This window comes from Ignavibacteriales bacterium (assembly GCA_026390575.1).
Classification (GTDB): Bacteria; Bacteroidota; Ignavibacteria; order UBA10030; family UBA10030; genus Fen-1298.
In genome coordinates, this window is record JAPLFR010000016.1 from 528,466 (window position 1) to 546,884 (window position 18,419).

Genomic DNA, 18,419 nt, shown 5'->3' on the forward strand with positions numbered 1-18,419 from the left:
GAGTTGAAACTGCCTCAACTGTTTATGTTACAAACGTATGACACCTACGGTGTCATTTTATTATTATTTATAACGTTCAATATCTGAGGCGTTAAATAGTTCGACTCCTTGGAGCTGTAACTATAACGTTACGTGCTTTATAAACGTCCGACTCTTACGGAGCCGTAGTAGATTTCCTGACATCCACCTTCTCACACACTCTTTATCACTTTGATCACGCGCCACATAAAGGTGACATCGCGTTTGCGCACGAGCATCGGTTCGTATTCCGGATTCAATGGAATGAGGTGAACGAACTGTTCATCGATCTTGATCCGCTTGACCGTATCTTCTTCGTCCACACGCACCACGCAGATGTCGCCGCTCTTTACTTCATGCGTCGGGCTCACGACAATAATATCGCCGTTCTCAATGCGGGGAGACATGCTGTTCCCCTTCACTTCAAGCGCAAATGCGCCCGGATCCCGCACATCGTCAACGGTGATATGCCGCTCGGCTTGTTCCGGATGAAAAATATGGCTCGGCGTTCCGCCGGGCACAGAAGCAAACAACGGCAGAGAAACAAGCGTCACTTTTTTGTAGCGGCTTGTCGGCAGCGGGATAATCTTAGACTTGTGCAAATCAGTGGGAAGCATTTCCCCCTCTCCGGTGAGCAGCCAGCGGGCCAGCACGCCGGTTGTTTTAGCGATGCGCATAAGGTAATTGCTGTCGGGAACCTGCTCGCCTTTTTCCCATCGCTGGACCGTGCGCGTAGCGATGTCAATCTTCGCAGCAAGTGTTCCCTGATCTAATTGTTTGAAGGAGCGCGCTTCCCGAATGCGTTGTGCAATTGTAGTTTTCATGTGATTTCCTCAAAACGACATAAATGTCACTACTAAGATAATGCATTATACACTGTATTGTCAAGCTTTTTTAAACATTAGCGCTCCGTTCTTTGATTGACACTCTTGACAAGACGACAAAAATGTCGTATCGTCATTAAAAAGATTATGCTAAAACAATCCCCTCTCCTACTAGGAGAGGGTTAGGGAGAGGTTTCTGAAAAAGATGAAAGATCAAATTCAATATCGGCATGCTTCAATTGGCCAAGCGAGGGCATTTCGCAAGAACATGACAGATACTGAGCAGAAGCTTTGGTCTCGATTGAGAAGAAATCAGTTAGGCCATTATTTCAGACGACAAGTCCCTATTGGAAAATATATTGTTGACTTTATGTGCTGGCAGAAAAAATTCATCGTTGAAATTGACGGAGCTCAACATTCGACAATGCATGGTTTAGAAAGAGATCGGCAACGCGATGAATATTTGGGCTCGCAAGGATATCGTGTGTTAAGGTTTAATAATTCTGAAATCTCGACAAATGTTGATGGAGTAATTGATGTAATTTATGGTGCGCTGCAGAACCCCCTGTAGTCCCCCTAAAAGGGGGACGGCAGTATTATAGATCAGATTCATGACTCCATCATTTCATACAAAATATCGTTCGCCCTCGAGCTCAACGGCTGCATCAGAAATACATGATAATGCGGCGGCAGCCGGTTCGGGCAGTATCATCCGCGCATTTGCGGAAAAACCAGGAAAGGTCTTCCTGCTGTACGGTGAACGCCCTATTTTTCAATTATCGCTTCAGATGGCGGCGTATGCGATGGCTGGCGGAAATTCACTTGCCGTGGTGGACGGCTGCAACCGGTTCGACGTGCACGCGCTCTCACGATTTGCTCGCACGCGGAAAATCGACCCGAATAAATTTCTCAATCGCATCTTCATCTCACGCGGCTTCACCTGTTACCAGATGGAACAGGCGATTGTGCACAAACTGCCTTCGTTTCTTTCAACCATCCGTTCAAATACAGCATTGATCTTTGGACTGCTCGACACATTTTACGATGAACAAGCTTCCCTGCGGGAGGTGCAGCAGATTCTTCAAAGACTTTTGGTTTCATTCCAAAACATGAAGGCGACGGGCGCCTCGCTTTTACTCGTGTGTTTAGAAAGAACTGTCGCTCCGCCAGAACGCAATCAATTATTCAACACGCTGAAGAAGGGCGCGGATCGCGTGTACAAACTCGATACCAACGAACAAGGTACGCTTCAACTTTTTTTGGAATCACAACAAACAACACCTGCTGTTCAGCTTATCGCCAGAGGAGAAACAAATTATGGGACGGACGGTACCAACCTTCACCAACCTGATCGATGCGGAATTGTCAAGCTGGGCAAAATTCCGCCGCGGACTGCGCAAAGAAGATCAGGAATTGTTCGATGAAATATTCCGTGCGGCGAAATTACACTTAGCGGAAAATTTTTACGCCATGCGCGCTGTTCCGTTCGAAAGCATGATGATGTCGATTCTCGTCGAACAACAGAAAAGAATTAAACGGTTGGAAGAAGAAATGAAGAGATTAAGCCGATGAGCCATTAGTCTGTGAGTCAATGAGTATCAATTACTTGAGTACGACAAAAATCAATCGGCAATCGTCTGTCTCCGCGTGGTTGTTCGATGTCTATCCATCTGAGCACGGAGTGACACTGTGGTTTATTGATCACAACGGCAATCGTCTGCGTTTTTCCCGGCAATTCACACCATATTTTTTTCTTCATCTCAATGCATCCGACACAAAGAGGGCAGTTGCGCTTGGCGCACGATGTCCGGTTCCTGTCTCGTTCACACCGACAGCGCGCACAGAGATTTACTCCGGCGATTCTATTGATGTTCTCCAGATGTTCGTTCATGATCCGATGAAGTTGAGGGAAGCAGTGTGGTACTTTGAAAAATTCTTTCCCCATTTTGCCTTCTTCAATTCCGATGTGTCGGTGGAACAACAATTTCTGTACGAAACGCAGTTGTTCCCACTCGGATACGGTGAATATGAAATCAGCACACAGGGCGAACTGCTCAACTGGAACTTGACAGACAGCCGTGAAGCTTTTGAATATACATTGCCACCGTTTTCCATCATGCAGATTCGCAACAGTAATGATTTTGTCCCGCCGAAATACCAAAAATTTCTGCAATTAGAAATCAGCTACGATAACCGCACGTATGCGCTGGAGCAGGATTCTCCAAAAGAATTGCTCGAAGCACTCAACTGGCATCTCTACCGCTGTGATCCCGATATTTTGGTAACCGACTACGGTGACGCTGTTCTTCTGCCAAAACTTTTTGCTCTTTCCCGGCAATCCAATATTCCGTTGCTCCTCAACAGAGATGCAGGCGCCGAGTTTCGCACAACAAAGGAGTCCAGTTTCTTTCAGTACGGCAAGATTGTTCACAAGGACGGCGCGTTCACGCTCGCAGGCCGCTGGCACGTGGATGCGCACAATTCGTTTACTGTTGCAGAGGCTGATCTTGACGGTCTGTTCGAAATGACACGCCTTACGCAGATGTGCGGACAGCGACAAGGGCGCGCGAGCATCGGCACATCCATGTCGTCTATGCAGCTTTCGTGGGCATACCGCAACAACGTTTTAATTCCATCGAAGAAGCGCGAACCGGAGGAATTCAAATCCGCCGCAACACTTCTGCTCGCCGACCGCGGCGGACTCATCTTCAATCCGCCGCTTGGCTATCATGAAGATGTTGCTGAACTCGATTTTGCGTCGATGTATCCAAGCATCATGGTCAACAATAATGTCTCGCCGGAAACAATCAACTGCCGCTGTTGCCCGACTGCCGGCAAGGCAGATAAGAACAGCGCAGTACCGGAGCTCGGCTACACGATTTGTGAAAAACGAAAAGGTGTTGTGCCGGAGACATTGCGCGCCGTCGTTGCCAGGCGGGCGTACTACAAACAGAAGAAAAAAGAATACAAGGGAAAGGATGAAGTACTTTTCAAACGGTATGACTGTAGGCAGAGCGCGCTCAAGTGGATGCTCGTAAGCTGCTTTGGGTACCTCGGCTATAAAAATGCGCGGTTCGGACGCATTGAAGCGCATGAATCAGTGAACGCTTTCTCGCGCGACATCCTTCTTACCGCAAAAGAAATCGCCGAGAGCCGCGGCTATCAGCTTCTCCATGGAATTATCGATTGCGTATGGCTAAAAAAAACTGGTGCAACGCAGAACGATTACGAAGAACTCGCCCGCGAAATCTCTGCGCGCGTCGGCATCAACATTTCGCTGGAAGGCATTTATAATTGGATACTCTTTCCCGCTTCCAAAACAGATCCGTTGATCACTACAGCGAATCATTATGTTGGATGGTACAAGCACGGCGATTTGAAAATGCGCGGTATTGAGGCACGGCGCCGCGACACGCCGAAGCTCATCAAGAACATGCAAAAAGCGATGCTGGATAAGATGTCAACCGCCAAGACTGTTGAAGAAATATCGGCATTGGTATTAGAAGTGTTGGAAGTTGCCCGGAATTATATTTCACTCCTTCAAAGCGGACGCGCGAACCCGATGGAATTGGTCCTTAAACGTCACATCACGCACGAAGCTGATGAATACGTCAACAACAGTATCAGTGCAGTTGTTTCAAAGATGGTGGAAGCAATGGGGGTGCACCTCTCGGCGGGCGAGTCGATAGAGTTCATCATTTTAGACCAATCTGGAAAGAAAAAGCCGGAAAAGGCCAAGCCCATCGCACTGTATGCGTTCGAAGATGGCTATGACATCGAGCAATACACCGAGCTTGCACTGCGAGCCGTGGAAACGCTGCTGCTGCCATTTGGATACGACGTAGAGCGATTGAAAATGCATTTTGGTATCAGCAAGCCAAAGCGGAAAAAACTGCCTGGACGCCCGAAGAATCAGGACTTGCCGTTGTTCAGAATCGAGATTTAAATAGAGTCGTGTGCGAAATGTCCTTGCGAGATTGGTGGAGAAGTTGTATCTTCCCTATTATTAGAATATGGGGGAGATTCATCCTGCCTTTGACAGGAATAGCGCACATGGACCACAAGTTGAAATTACGGCTACTCGATGAAAAGTTTGCCATCAGCAAGATGCCGCAGTTCGCAGAACTGCCGTCCGTCTTTGCCAAGGGAGAGATGTGTTTCGTCATGCGAACAGACGAAGACCTTACCATAATTAGTCCAGAGTTTATGGCACCGGATAAAGGTCAACAGGAAATTGGATATCGCTGCATACATACAACAGAGCAAATTCCATCGAATACGACTGGTGTTCTTGTCTCTCTTGTAAAGCCATTGACCGATGCGGGGATCAGTATATTTGCGGTTTCTACCTTCAATTCCGATTACATCTTTCTGATGGAAGAACATCTCGTAAAGGCAACGCAAGCTCTCCAGCATGCAGGACACGAGTTTGTTCATGAAGATTAATTGTTCAATTCCAAATTTCAAATCTTAACAAACAAGTTCCAAAATTTGAATATCCAACATTTTTTGGTAGTTGTTTGATATTCAAGATTTGTTTTTTGACTTGAGGAAGTCATTTCATCCTACTTTGTAATTCTTTTGTCACATCTGCAAGTGTCAAATCCTGTTGACGCAAAAGCACGAGAAGATGAAAGAGAAGATCGGCGGATTCTTCTGTGAAACGCTTTTTATCACCAAGAACCGAAGCGAGCGCAACTTCCACACCTTCTTCGCCAACTTTTTGCGCAATGCGCGGCGTTCCTTCCTTGAATAATTTCGAAGTATAAGATCCTTCCGGCATCATCTGTTTACGGCTGCGAATAGTTTCTTCCAGTCTGCACAACACATTGCCTACATCTATCGATTCATCTTCACCAAAGCAGGTAAACTGATTCGTGTGACACACAGGCCCATGTGGAATTGCTTTGATGAGAAGCGAATCTTTGTCGCAATCCGTTTGCAACGAAACAAATTCAAGGAAATGACCCGATGTTTCTCCTTTTTGCCATAAACGCTTTTTCGTGCGGCTCCAGAACGTTACCTTCTTGTCGGCGAGTGTCTTTTCTAACGCTTCCGGATTCATAAATCCAACCATGAGTACTTGGTTCGTTCGCACATCTTGAATAACGGCAGGAACAAGTCCGCCTAATTTTTCAAAGTTTAATGTATCCATTACATTCGCACCGGAATATTAGCATCGTGAAGAAATGATTTCAGATCGGAAATCGAAATTTTGTTATAGTGAAAAATGCTCGCCGCTAACACTGCATCGGCGTGACCAAGCAGGATTGCATCCCGCAAATGTTCTTTACTGCCGGCGCCGCCTGATGCAACCAATGGAACGGAAACGCGATCCGATATAGCTCTCAGCAACTCAACATCATATCCTGCCGTCGTTCCGTCGCGATCCATCGATGTAACAAGCAGCTCACCGGCACCGCGCTGAACTACTTCATCCGCCCACAGAAGCGCGTCTTTACCCGTTGATTCCGTGCCGGCCTTTGTCCATACTGTCCAGCTTCCATTGTTTTTTTTAACATCAAGAGCAACGACAACCGATTGCGAGCCAACTCGCTTGCTTGCCTCATCAATAAACGATGGGCACGCAAGCGCTGCAGAATTGAGCGAAACTTTATCTGCGCCTGCATCTAAAGCACGTCCGGCATCGTCCACAGTACTAATGCCGCCGCCCACGGTAAATGGAATTTGAATAGCTTCCGCTACACGTTCGACCATTTGTAAAAAAGTTTTTCGCCCTTCGAGCGTTGCACTAATGTCAAGAAAAACCAATTCATCAGCGCCTTCTTCGGAATATCGTGCAGCTAACTCCACTGGATCGCCAGCATCACGAAGCTGCAAAAAATTTGTGCCCTTCACGGTTCTACCGTCTTTCACATCGAGACAAGGGATGATACGTTTCGTCAACATACGGCACCGTTCATCTTTGCAAGTTCATCGATTGGCAGCTTATTCTCATAGATGGCTTTGCCGATAATCACTCCGGCAAGCTCTGCTTTTTTCAATACTTGTACATCTTCCAGTGTCGAGATGCCTCCGGAAGCGATAATGGATAGTTTTGGGAAAGCAGATTTTAGATTTTGATAAAAATCAATATTCACTCCGCCCAGCATTCCATCGCGTGAAATATCGGTGCAAATGAATATTTTTGCACCACGCCTTATCATGTCCAGCACAAATCCCATTGGCGCACGATGACTGTCTTCTAACCATCCACTGATGGCAACCGTATCGTCTTTCACATCCATGCCGACAACAATCCTATCGGCGCCAAATTGTTTAATCCAATACTCTACTAACTCTGGTGACTTTGCCGCCGCACTGCCGATCACAACGCGCGACACTCCGATTTCAATCAGTTTCTTTATATCGTCCGTTGTGCGAATTCCGCCTCCGACTTCCACTTGTAATCCCGGCACTGCGATGATAGATGCGATGGAATCCCAATTGACAATCTTCTTTTCCTTTGCTCCCTGTAAATCCACAATGTGTAAAAACGTGAATCCGGCTTCCGCAAATTGCTTTGCAATCTCTGCAGGCGATGCCCCGTAAACAGTTTTCTGATCGTAATTGCCTTGACGCAGGCGGACGCATTTACCGTCAATAATATCGATTGCTGGAATTATGAGCATAATTCAATAAAATTTTTCAGAAGCTGCAACCCGACTTTGCTGGATTTTTCAGGATGGAATTGAACCCCGTAATAATTCTTTTGTTGCATTGCTGATGTGAATTGTACATCATAGTCCGTCATACCGATGGTTGCCGGAACAATCGGTGCGTAATAGGAATGGACAAAATAGAAATATTCGCCAAATTTAATTCCGGAGAATAACGGATTTTTACCATCCTGCTGAACCTGGTTCCATCCCATGTGTGGTACTTTGAGTTTGGACTTTTCGCTCTTGAACCGCTCGTTTGTTCCGGAAATCATACCGAGGCAATCGGTGGCTCGTTCTGTCGTATGTTCAAATAACAATTGCATTCCCAGACAGATTCCAAGAAATGGAACGGTCACTTCTTTCAGCCAATCAGTGAGCCCAGCGCGTATAAGTGCATCCATCGCACTTCGTGCTTCGCCGACTCCAGGAAAAATAAGTTTATCGGCTTTATTAAGTTCACCGCAATCATGAGAGATAAAATGCGGTACACTGAGCCGATTGAGCGCATTGCTTACCGATCGAATATTGCCAGCACCGTAATTAATAATCCCAATCACAGCATACCTTTCGTTGAAGGAAGCACATCGGCATTTTGTTCGTTCTGTGTTACCGCCTGCCGCAACGCACGCGCTACCGCTTTGAAGATTGCTTCAATCTTATGATGGTCGTTTCTGCCGGCAACAGTAATATGGAGATTTGCCCGCAAGCCGTCGGCAAATGCACGGAAGAAATCTTCCACTAATTCTGTTGGAAATTCGCCGACCTTTTCGCGCTCGAATGGCGCATTAAACGAACAGAATGGCCGCCCGCCCAAATCCAGCGCAACTTGCGCCATCGATTCGTCCATCGGCAGAAGAAATCCGTACCGCTCGATACCGCGCTTATCGCCAAGCGCTTGCCGGATCGCTTCGCCAAGCGTTAACCCTGTATCTTCGACGCTGTGATGTTCGTCCACTTGAAGATCGCCTTGTACTTCGATTTTCATATCGATGCCGGAATGTTTCGCTAGTAAAGCAAGCATGTGATCGAAGAAACCGATACCTGAATGTATTTCATAACTGCCTGTACCATCCAAACATACTTCCACAGAAATTTTTGTCTCCGCTGTATTTCGCTTGAGGGCTGCCGAGCGATCCGATCGAACGATATAACGGCATGCTTCAATAAAGCTTCCAGTTTTAAAATCAGCGCTCGTTGATTCATTGGATGTCAAGCGAATAGCTTTGCAGCCGATATTGCGTGCAAGATGGACATCCGTCTCACGATCTCCAAATACAAATGACCGAAAAAGATCGACTTCATGAGAACGAATAAACTTGTCTACTAAACCTGTTTTGGGTTTCCGACACGCACAATTTTCATTTGCACCATGTGGGCAAATGAATACAGCATTGATTTGAATTCCTTCACCATTCAGCAACCGCATTAATTTGTTCTGAACGATTTCGTACTTTTCATTCGGATATGCTGATGATCCAAGATTGTCTTGATTCGACACAAGCACAAAAATATATCCACGATTCTGCAAAAGTCGCAGCCCTTGAATGACGCCTGGAATTAATTCAAGCTTCTCCAAGGAATCCACTTGTTCATCTGGCGGTTCCACAATAATAGTGCCGTCACGATCAAGAAAAATAACTTTCATGCACAATATTCCTTTATGGCACGAATCAATTGTTCGTTCTCATGCCGAGTACCGACGGTAATACGCAAACAATTTTCCAGGAGCGGTTCTGTCGTGCGATTACGAATAATAATTTCTTTTGATGCCAAATATTTATAAAGAGCCGTTGCATTTTTGCATCGAACAAGAATGAAGTTTGCGTCAGATGGAAAAACATGTTCTATGCACGGTAGAGCTGTCAGTTGAGCGGAAAGCCATTCGCGTTCTTCCACAATTAAATCAATCGTTCGGCGCACTTCTTCTCCTTTGCGAAGCGCTTGCAGCGCTGCCCGGCTTGTCAGCGCGTTTATATTGTAGGGCGCTTTAACCTTCATCATAAAAGATATAACAATCGGATCGGCTATGCAGTACCCGAGACGAATTCCAGCCAATCCCCACGCTTTTGAAAGTGTGCGCATCACAACTAAATTAGGATGCTTGGACGATTGTTTTCCCATCGATGTTGATCGTGCAAAATCTATATACGCTTCGTCAACAATGACCATAGCTCCAAGTTCACACAATGCAAGAATATCTTTTGAATATAATAAATTTGCTGTTGGATTGTTTGGTGAACAACAGAAGATCAGCTTCGTCGTTTCATCGATTGTCTTTTTCACTGCATCAAGATCAATTTGGAATTTGTCGGTCAGCAGGCATGGATGAATTTGAACATTTTGAATTGACGAAGCGACACGATACATACCATACGTCGGTTCCAAGAGAAGGACAGAATCACGCTTCGGTTCACAAAACACGCGCACGAGCAGATCAATAACTTCATCCGATCCCACACCAACAAATACATTCTCTACTCCAACGCCATTCATGTCGGCAAGGACAGTTCGCAATTCACACTGATATGGATCAGGATAACGGTTAAGAGATACGTCATCAACTATCAGTGAGCTTCCAAAAGAATTCTCATTGGCATCAAGAAGAATACCGGAGAGGAAATCCTGACGCGCGCTGTGATACGGTTTCAATGCGCGAATGTTTGCTCGAATAAGTGATTCTATATTCATATGATTGAGCTATTACTTTAAAAGTCGGGATGTGACAGCGCGGGCATGTGCCTGTAAACCCTCGACAGACGCAAACGCGGTTAATGTCGGTGCCAAGCTTTCAAGGCCAGATTTCGTAATAGATTGAAACGTAACATTTTTCAGAAAACTATCAAGTGAGACTCCACTTGCCCAGCGGGCAGTACCGCTGGTCGGCAACGTATGGTTTGTGCCCGACGCATAATCTCCCGCCGTTACTGGAGCAAATTGTCCCACAAACACAGATCCGGCATTCATAATCGATGGAACAATTGCTTCAGCATTTTGCATATTGATGATGAGATGCTCCGGCGCATAATCGTTAGAAAATCTCACAGCCGACTCAAATGAATTCGCAATAACAATGTAGCCGTGTTCCAATGATGACTCGACAATTTTATTCCGTGGAAATTCTGATGCATTCTGCGGTAAAATTCGCAGTACTTCCTTCGCTAATAATTCACTTGTTGTTACCAGCACAACCTGAGCATCAGCATCGTGTTCTGCCTGGGAGAGCAAATCATACGCTACAACTTCCGGATTCGCTGTTTCATCAGCAAGAATAAGAACTTCAGATGGTCCAGCAAGTAAATCAATTGCTGCACCCTCAGGATCGGTCGAAACGAATTGTTTCGCAGCGGTCACGTAGCGATTGCCCGGACCGAATATTTTATGAACCTTCGGAATGGTTTCTGTTCCGTATGCCATCGCTGCAATTGCCTGTGCACCGCCAACTTTGTACACTTCAGTAATTCCAATCATTGCTGCGGCTGCAAGCACGAGCGGATCGACAGTGCCATTCGTCTTCGGCGGTGAACATAACACGATGCGCGAACATCCAGCAAGCACTGCCGGTATTCCAAGCATCAATACTGTTGACGGCAACGGTGCCGAACCAGCAGGCACGTATAAACCAACCCGTTCAAGAGGGCGAGCTTCACGCCAGCATACAACACCTTCCATTGTTGTGATACGCTGTGTTTTATTCAACTGAGATTCATGGAACGTACAGATATTTTTTGATGCAACATGTAATGCGTCTCTAAATTCAGGTGAGAGCTGTTTTTTTGCCGCTTCAAATTCTTCTGACGATACACGAATTGTTTGCACTTCCGCTTTATCAAACTTTCTGCTATACTCATGCACCGCGTCGTCGCCACGCCGTTTGATCGTGAGGCACACTTCCTGAATGATATTCCCAGAATCGCTTTGTAGAGTGCTCGGACGCTGAAGAAGAGAAATGCGTTCTTCTCTCGTCAATGTATTTTCAGAATAAATCTTCATCGGATAATCGTTTCAATAGGCACCACAATAATATCACTGGCGCCTGCCTTTTTAAGTTTTTCCATCACATCCCAAAATACATCTTCTGCCACGACAGAGTGAATTGCTACCATGCCCGTTTCTGCAAGCGGCACCACCGTCGGACTTTTCAAACTCGGAATAACACGCTTCAACCTCGCGACAGAATCAGCCGGTGCATTCATCATAAGATAACGCTTGCCGCCAGCTTCCTGCGAACCATGAACACGAATCATGAGTCGATCGATAACTGCGCGTTTTTTCTTATCGCGCATCGATGCCGGATTTGCTACCAGCACTGCCTGTGATTCTAATACGGTGCAGAATGTGCGCAAACCGTACATCTTTGCAGTGGTGCCGGTTGAGACTATATCACAAATGACATCGGCAACATTAAGGCTCGGAGCCAATTCCACCGAACCGCTCAATTCGACAATTTCCGCACGTACCTTATTGTCTTTTAAAAATGATTTGAGAATTGTAGGATACGTTGTGCCGATACGCTGACCATTCAAGTCCGAGATTTTACGAACAGCAGATCTCTGCGGCACACTGATCATGAGTTTACATCCGCCGAATCCCAGCGGTGCAAGGAGATGGACATGGGCGTTTCGCTCCTGCAGTACATTTTCTCCGATGATTCCAAGATCCGCAACACCATCCTGCACATATTCAGGAATATCATCATCCCGAATCGCCAGCACATCCAGGTCAAAGTTGTTGCAGGGTGAGTAGAGACTTTGTTTTTGAAATTCAAAACTTAATCCGCATGCACGGAGCAACGAAACCGAATCTTCGGTAAGACGTCCGTTCCGCTGGATTGCTATTTTCATTCTTCCATTTGTCGCAAGCATACTTTATCCTGATAAAGTGTTTAGTCCAAAAAAAATGTATTGTTATTTTGTCGTTCGTTTTAACATCATCGAATATCCGCCCTTACCCTTTTTCAGCCATCTGCCTACGCGGGCGATTGTGCGTGTGCTCAACCCGGTTTCAGCTTCGATTTGCGTGTACGGGATGCCGTCTGCCAGCATCTGCGCTGCTTTCCAGCGTTCTACGAATTCTTTAATTTCGTATTCTGTGAGCAGATCGCGAAAGAACCGCCGGCATTCATCCACTGAATTGAGCTGGAGAATAGCGTTATACAGATCGTCAACTTCTTTTATACTTGGTTTTTTCATACTTTACTCTGATATTTTTTCATACTTTACTCTGATAAAAGATTAGAGAATTTTTTCCAGAGTGTCAAGTATTTTTTTTCTCTTGTCAAAGAAAATCATTTTCTCTACTTTGCAACTGCATAAAATAGCGAAATTTATATGATTTCAGTTACTGATATTGAACTTGCGTATACCATCGTCAAACCGGTGGTTCATAAAACTCCGCTCCTTACCTCTCGCAGGATGAACGAGATATGCGGCAACGAAATCTTTTTGAAAGCAGAGAATCTTCAACGGGTTGGTGCATTTAAAATTCGCGGCGCATACAATAAAATTGCTTCGCTTACGCAGGACGAGAAACACAGGGGTATTGTAGCACATTCCTCCGGTAATCATGCACAGGGGGTAGCACTTGCCGCCAAGCTGTTACATGTAAAAGCTGTTGTTGTTATGCCGAAGAATTCTCCTCGCATTAAAGTCGATGCGACTCAATCATACGGTGCCGAGGTTGTTTTTTGCGAAGATTCTTCTGATGACAGGGAACGAGTTGCAAAAAAATTGCAGACGCAATTTGGCTATGCAATGGTACCTCCATTCGATGATGATAAAATTATCGCTGGACAAGGAACGTTGATGCTGGAAGTTGCACAGGAACGTACTTCGATCGACTATCTTTTTGTTCCTGTTGGCGGCGGCGGTCTTATCAGTGGATGTGCCGTTGCCGCAAAGCATTTTTTTCCACATATCAAGGTCATCGGCGTGGAGACTGAACCGGCGAACGACTGCCAGCAGTCATTTCGAAAAAAAGAAATCGTACGCATTGCTCCGCCAGATACCATTGCCGACGGTATGCGAACGCAGTCTGTTGGCAAACGCAACTTTGAAATTATTATGAAGTATGTCGATGACGTTATCACTGTGACCGATACACAGGTGATCGAGATGATGCGCTACTGCATGCAGCGTATGAAAATTATTGTCGAACCGACCGGCGCAGTTGCTCCGGCGGCTGTCTTCCATAATGTTCTCAAGTTATCCGGTAAGAAAATCTGTGCCATCATCAGCGGCGGGAATGTGGAACCATCTCTCCTCAAACAATGGTTATAGATAACAACGAGTCTACTCTTGATGAGACTTGTTCGTTTATGAAAACTTTCCTATTTTATAAATAGGCAATCATCCATTACTAATAACGAAACACACTATGAAACTTGCAGTTTGTATTAACCATGTACCTGATACGGCGGCAAAAATCAATATTGCGTCAGATGGGAAGAATATTGATAAAACCGGTATGACGTTCGTTCTCAATCCTTACGATGAATACGCTATTGAAGAATGCCTTCGGTTAAAAGAAAAGAACACCGGCGAAGTAATCGCCATATCGCTTGGCGGCGACTCGCACAAAGAAACATTGCGCAAAGCACTGGCGATGGGCGTTGATAGAGCAGTTCTATTGAAAGATGATTCACTGCGCGATTCTTTTGCTGTTGCCCGCGCACTTGCCGATGAGCTTAAAGAAATTTCTGCCGATGTTGTTTTCTTCGGTAAACAATCTGTCGATTCAGATGATGCGGCGGTTGGAACTATGGTTGCAGAAATGCTGGGATTGCCTTCCATTTCTGTCGCGGTAAAATTGGATATTGCGAACGGTAGTGCAATTGCAGAACGCGAAATCGAAGGCGGCAAAGAGAAAGTTCAAACAACACTTCCCGCAGTGTTCACGGCACAAAAGGGATTGAACGAACCGCGGTATCCATCGCTCAAAGGAATTATGTCGGCCAAGAGCAAGCCCATCGAAGAGAAAGTGCCAACACCATCGCAAGTGAAAGCAGAAGTGCTGGCAATGCGTAAACCTCCTTCCAAGAACGCCGGAAAAATTATCGGAACCGATGTGAGCGCAGTACCGGAGTTGATCCGCTTGCTCCACGAAGAAGCCAAGGTTATTTGATTCTTTTCGATATATAATTTTAGATGAGCAGTAAACTGTTTTTTATTTAATAATTTTTCTTTTTGAATTGATATGAAAATACTTGCATTCGCAGAACAAAGAGACAATAAATTTAAAAAGTCGGCATTTGAAGTTATTCGCACAGCTCGAACAATCGCAGATCAAACAGGCGGAGACGTCATTGCTTTGGTTATCGGCGATCAAGTGCAAGCCATTGCCGGCGAGCTTGGCGGATACGGCGTATCGAAGGTTCTTATCGTCGAACAATCGAAACTTGGAAAATATTCTTCCACCGCATACGCCAAAATCATTGCGGAGGCGGCAAAAAAAGAACAGGCAGATATCATTTTTCTTTCTGCAACAGCAATGGGCAAGGATGCAGCGGCGCGTATTGCCGTGAAACTTGATGCCGGCCTTGCTTCAGATTGCACAGCTTTAAAAGTTGATGGCGGCAATATTATCGCAACACGTCCCGTGTATGCGGGCAAAGCGCTGACCGAAATAAAAATCAATTCGGCTGTTAAGGTTTTTACGCTTCGTCCTAATGTCTTTCCCGCCGGAGCAAGCACCGGTGCCGCGGCAACTGTTGAGGTCATGGATATTCCTCTTGCCGAATCAGATTTCGCATCGCTTGTCATTGAAACGATGCAAGCATCCGGCAAAATAGATGTTGCAGAAGCGGATATTATCGTTACCGGCGGACGCGGAATGAAGGGTCCGGAGAATTTTAAAATGATTGAAGACCTCGCTCATGTTCTTGGTGGAGCTGTCGGAGCTTCGCGCGCCGTTGTTGATGCCGGCTGGCGTCCGCACAATGAGCAAGTTGGACAAACCGGAAAGACTGTTTCACCATCACTCTACATTGCTGTGGCAGTCTCGGGAGCTATTCAACATCTTGCCGGTATGTCATCCTCAAAGTATATCGTTGCCGTCAACAAAGACAAAGACGCACCTATTTTTCAGATTGCTGATTATGGTATCGTGGCCGATGCATTTGTAATCGTTCCTGCAATCATGCTCGAAGCGAAAAAGCTTCTCGGGAAATAATATGTCCACAGAGGACAAAGTTCAAGTCGATATTCTAGGATTGTCCAGCAGTCAAGCCAGCGGCGGTGCATACGCGCTGATTTTAAAAGAGACCAACGGGGCACGCCGGCTGCCTATTATCATCGGTGCGTTCGAAGCACAATCCATTGCATTAGAAATGGAAGGCATCAAACCTCCGCGTCCGCTGACGCACGATCTCATAAAGAATCTTATCGATCTGCTTGGCGGCGAGCTCATAGATGTCCTGATTAGCGAATTACGCGATGGCACCTTCTACGCCCGCATCAATCTTGACACACAAGAAATAGACTCGCGCCCGAGCGATGCGATTGCGATCGCTGTACGGTACGGTGCACCAATTTATGTTGCCGAAAAAGTAATGGCAGAAGCGTCGTTTGTGTCTGAAGGCGGAGAAGAAGAAAAAGCAATTCCACCCAATGCGAAACCTGAACAGGAAGAACCACCTAATCCCCAGCTTTCTCAGCTCGAACAATTGACAAAACGTCTTGAGGACGCCATCGCCAAAGAAGATTATGAAAAAGCGGCGCAACTGCGCGATGAGCTTAAAAAGCTTCAAGGGCGAAATTCATAACATAATTCTTTGGTATCATACAACAATTCATTTGGCATTTTTCTTCACTTACATATCAAGGAGGATCATACCTTGAAACACATTTCCAATTCTCTGTTACTCATTCTTTTTGTTGGCCTTTGTGTGTCTGCAGCGAACGTTTACGCGGCAACCGTTGCAGACGATTCAAACAAAGTCAGTCAATTGATTGCGGAAGGAAATAACTTTTCAGAAAAAGTGTTTGACAACAAGAAAGCATTGGAAAAGTACAACGAAGCGCTTTCTCTTTCACCAAATGATTATGAAATCCTCTGGCGACTGAGCCGCACTTATGTTGACATCGGTGAACATCTTTCCGGTAAAACGGATGCAGAAAAACAAAAGCAACTGGAATTTTATGAGAAGTCTTTAGACTATGCAAAAAAAGCGATTGCTGCCAACCCTCAGGGTGCAATGGGGTATACAAGAGAAGCAATTGCGAATGGTCGCATTGCACTCTTCCGTGGTGTTTTTGAATCGCTGAGTCTCGTTAAACAAACAAGGGCAGATTGTGAAAAAGCAATTTCTCTCGATGTAACAGAGCCGGCAGCATACTACGTACTGGGGCGCACAAATGCAAAGCTTTGCGAGAAACCAAAGTTTGTTCGCTGGCCATTGGGAATTGGTTGGGCAAACATGGATGATGCAATAAAGAATTACGAAAAATCAATCGAATTACGTCCGAACTTTATAATGTACCGACTCGATTGTGCCCGCGCCTACGTTGAGATGGATGAATATGGAAAGGCGCGCGGGCATTTGATAAAAATTGCAACGTTGCCTAAAGAAGACGAAGACGATGATGTCTTTCGGAAAGAAGCGTTAGAGTTGATAGAGAAGATAAAAGATAAGTGAAGAACTACGAGACGGAAAAAGGAATGATTATGGAACATAAGAAAGAATGTCCGGGCAAAGATAAATATTTAACCGGAAAGCGTGTTCTTCCCGCACCAATTTCCAAAGAGAGTACTCTTGCATCCGTTATTGACAACATGGATGCTTACAATGGCGGAAGACTGAGAGCGGCGTGTCAATTACTGCGTGATAAATACTCCCAGGAAGATGTGACTATTGGTTTGAGTATTGCAGGTGCAATGACACCCGCAGGACTCGGTCCATCGACCATTATTCCATTAATGAATCATGGATTTGTAGATTGGCTCGTTGCAACCGGTGCGAATATGTACCACGATCTCCATTTTGCTTTCAATATGCCGCTCTTCCGCGGTAGTCATAACGTGGATGATGCCGATCTTCGCGACAAAGGGGTGACAAGAATTTACGACATCCTTTTTGATTATCAAGATGTACTGATGGAGTCAGATAAAATTTTACGGAAAATTATGCTGCGTCCTGAATTCCAAAAGGAGATGGGAACCCGGGAATACTATTATCATCTTGGCAAAGTGATCAATGAATACGAGCATAAGAGTAATATCGGTCAGGTAAGTGTGCTCGCGGCTGCATATCGAAATGGTATTCCAGTCTTCACATCCTCCCCCGGCGATTCAACAATTGGTATGAATGTAGCTGGATTGGAATTGCTTGCAGAAGCATCCGGAATGCTCGATCGATTCAAACTCAAGATTAATCCGAGTATCGACGTCAACGACTCGACCGCCATCATACTGAACGCCAAGCAATATGAAAAAGGAAAAACCGGCGTTATTCTCATCGGCGGCGGCAGCCCCAAGAATTTTATGCTACAAACTGAGCCGCAAATTCAGGAAGTATTGATGATTCCTGAAGCAGGTCAGGATTATGATATTAATATCACCGATGCACGACCGGACACTGGCGGTCTTTCCGGTGCACCGCCAAGCGAAGCGGCCAGCTGGGGTAAAATAGATCCTACTAAACTTGACGAAACGGTAACCGCATATGTAGATTCGACTATTGCCTTTCCACTCATGGCGGCTTATGTCATACAAACAACAAAGCCAAAGAAACTGAAACGACTGTACGATCGCGGCGATGAACTTCGGCAGAAACTTATCAAATCGTATCTTGAAAACAATAAAGAAGTTGAGGAATTAAAATCGCTTATGAATAAGCTTTTTGCATAATTTCCTACGAGACTCAATAGACCGCAAAGAACGCTGAAGATATGCTTCACGCACTGAGCGGTTTTATTTTTAT

Annotated in this window: 20 protein-coding genes; 10 read left to right on the plus strand and 10 right to left on the minus strand. The window is 45.5% G+C overall.

What is annotated here, in order from left to right:
- Positions 1 to 191: 191 nt before the first annotated feature.
- Positions 192 to 842: a helix-turn-helix domain-containing protein gene (locus NTX44_15105; protein MCX6122938.1), complete on the minus strand. Its 651-nt coding sequence runs from the start codon at positions 840 to 842 to the stop codon at positions 192 to 194.
- Between the two features lie 205 nt (positions 843 to 1,047).
- Between NTX44_15105 and NTX44_15110 the strand changes: the two genes are divergently transcribed.
- The 4 genes from NTX44_15110 to NTX44_15125 all read left to right on the plus strand — a co-directional run bounded on the left by NTX44_15110 (position 1,048) and on the right by NTX44_15125 (position 5,288).
- Positions 1,048 to 1,413 carry an endonuclease domain-containing protein gene (locus NTX44_15110; GenBank protein ID MCX6122939.1) on the plus strand — a complete coding sequence of 122 codons (366 nt, stop codon included), beginning with the start codon at positions 1,048 to 1,050 and terminating at the stop codon, positions 1,411 to 1,413.
- Between the two features lie 40 nt (positions 1,414 to 1,453).
- Entirely contained in the window at positions 1,454 to 2,266 is an 813-nt protein-coding gene (locus tag NTX44_15115; GenBank protein ID MCX6122940.1) for a hypothetical protein, read from the plus strand.
- Positions 2,267 to 2,448: 182 nt separating this feature from the next.
- Positions 2,449 to 4,788: a hypothetical protein gene (locus NTX44_15120; protein MCX6122941.1), complete on the plus strand. Its 2,340-nt coding sequence runs from the start codon at positions 2,449 to 2,451 to the stop codon at positions 4,786 to 4,788.
- 107 nt (positions 4,789 to 4,895) lie between these two features.
- Positions 4,896 to 5,288 carry an ACT domain-containing protein gene (locus tag NTX44_15125; protein ID MCX6122942.1) on the plus strand — a complete coding sequence of 131 codons (393 nt, stop codon included), beginning with the start codon at positions 4,896 to 4,898 and terminating at the stop codon, positions 5,286 to 5,288.
- Between the two features lie 109 nt (positions 5,289 to 5,397).
- Here NTX44_15125 and hisIE read toward each other — a convergent pair whose 3' ends face one another.
- From hisIE to NTX44_15170, 9 genes are read right to left on the minus strand one after another with little or no spacing between them, the layout of a single operon-like run.
- Positions 5,398 to 5,997, minus strand: coding sequence for a bifunctional phosphoribosyl-AMP cyclohydrolase/phosphoribosyl-ATP diphosphatase HisIE (hisIE, locus tag NTX44_15130; protein ID MCX6122943.1), 600 nt, complete (start codon positions 5,995 to 5,997; stop codon positions 5,398 to 5,400).
- Entirely contained in the window at positions 5,997 to 6,752 is a 756-nt protein-coding gene (gene hisF / locus NTX44_15135) for an imidazole glycerol phosphate synthase subunit HisF (protein ID MCX6122944.1), read from the minus strand. Before hisF ends, hisIE begins: the two co-directional genes overlap by 1 nt.
- The gene (hisA, locus tag NTX44_15140) at positions 6,746 to 7,474 is read right to left on the minus strand and encodes a 1-(5-phosphoribosyl)-5-[(5-phosphoribosylamino)methylideneamino]imidazole-4-carboxamide isomerase (GenBank protein ID MCX6122945.1); all 729 of its coding nucleotides are present in this window, start codon (positions 7,472 to 7,474) and stop codon (positions 6,746 to 6,748) included. Before hisA ends, hisF begins: the two co-directional genes overlap by 7 nt.
- Positions 7,465 to 8,061, minus strand: coding sequence for an imidazole glycerol phosphate synthase subunit HisH (gene hisH / locus NTX44_15145; GenBank protein ID MCX6122946.1), 597 nt, complete (start codon positions 8,059 to 8,061; stop codon positions 7,465 to 7,467). The genes hisA and hisH overlap by 10 nt, the downstream gene beginning before the upstream one ends.
- Positions 8,058 to 9,149, minus strand: a complete 1,092-nt coding sequence (hisB, locus tag NTX44_15150) for a bifunctional histidinol-phosphatase/imidazoleglycerol-phosphate dehydratase HisB (protein MCX6122947.1) — start codon at positions 9,147 to 9,149, stop codon at positions 8,058 to 8,060. Before hisB ends, hisH begins: the two co-directional genes overlap by 4 nt.
- The gene (gene hisC, locus NTX44_15155; GenBank protein MCX6122948.1) at positions 9,146 to 10,192 is read right to left on the minus strand and encodes a histidinol-phosphate transaminase; all 1,047 of its coding nucleotides are present in this window, start codon (positions 10,190 to 10,192) and stop codon (positions 9,146 to 9,148) included. Before hisC ends, hisB begins: the two co-directional genes overlap by 4 nt.
- 12 nt (positions 10,193 to 10,204) lie before the next feature.
- On the minus strand, positions 10,205 to 11,494 hold the full coding sequence (gene hisD, locus NTX44_15160) for a histidinol dehydrogenase (protein MCX6122949.1): 1,290 nt from the start codon (positions 11,492 to 11,494) through the stop codon (positions 10,205 to 10,207).
- Complete coding sequence (gene hisG / locus NTX44_15165) at positions 11,491 to 12,366, minus strand: ATP phosphoribosyltransferase (GenBank protein ID MCX6122950.1); 876 nt, start codon at positions 12,364 to 12,366, stop codon at positions 11,491 to 11,493. The genes hisD and hisG overlap by 4 nt, the downstream gene beginning before the upstream one ends.
- Positions 12,367 to 12,408: 42 nt before the next feature.
- A complete protein-coding gene (locus NTX44_15170; protein MCX6122951.1) occupies positions 12,409 to 12,693 on the minus strand; it encodes a YerC/YecD family TrpR-related protein in 285 nt (94 codons plus the stop codon).
- A gap of 138 nt (positions 12,694 to 12,831) precedes the next feature.
- On the opposite strand from NTX44_15170, the gene NTX44_15175 reads away from it, so the two are divergent.
- The 6 genes from NTX44_15175 to speY all read left to right on the plus strand — a co-directional run bounded on the left by NTX44_15175 (position 12,832) and on the right by speY (position 18,346).
- Positions 12,832 to 13,779, plus strand: a complete 948-nt coding sequence (locus NTX44_15175) for a threonine/serine dehydratase (GenBank protein MCX6122952.1) — start codon at positions 12,832 to 12,834, stop codon at positions 13,777 to 13,779.
- A 97-nt stretch (positions 13,780 to 13,876) separates the two neighbouring features.
- Positions 13,877 to 14,623, plus strand: coding sequence for an electron transfer flavoprotein subunit beta/FixA family protein (locus tag NTX44_15180; protein ID MCX6122953.1), 747 nt, complete (start codon positions 13,877 to 13,879; stop codon positions 14,621 to 14,623).
- Positions 14,624 to 14,695: 72 nt separating this feature from the next.
- The gene (locus NTX44_15185) at positions 14,696 to 15,670 is read left to right on the plus strand and encodes an electron transfer flavoprotein subunit alpha/FixB family protein (protein ID MCX6122954.1); all 975 of its coding nucleotides are present in this window, start codon (positions 14,696 to 14,698) and stop codon (positions 15,668 to 15,670) included.
- A gap of 1 nt (position 15,671) precedes the next feature.
- The gene (locus NTX44_15190) at positions 15,672 to 16,262 is read left to right on the plus strand and encodes a bifunctional nuclease family protein (protein ID MCX6122955.1); all 591 of its coding nucleotides are present in this window, start codon (positions 15,672 to 15,674) and stop codon (positions 16,260 to 16,262) included.
- A gap of 72 nt (positions 16,263 to 16,334) precedes the next feature.
- Entirely contained in the window at positions 16,335 to 17,135 is an 801-nt protein-coding gene (locus NTX44_15195) for a hypothetical protein (GenBank protein ID MCX6122956.1), read from the plus strand.
- A 29-nt stretch (positions 17,136 to 17,164) separates the two neighbouring features.
- A complete protein-coding gene (gene speY / locus NTX44_15200; protein MCX6122957.1) occupies positions 17,165 to 18,346 on the plus strand; it encodes a deoxyhypusine synthase in 1,182 nt (393 codons plus the stop codon).
- Positions 18,347 to 18,419: the final 73 nt, after the last annotated feature.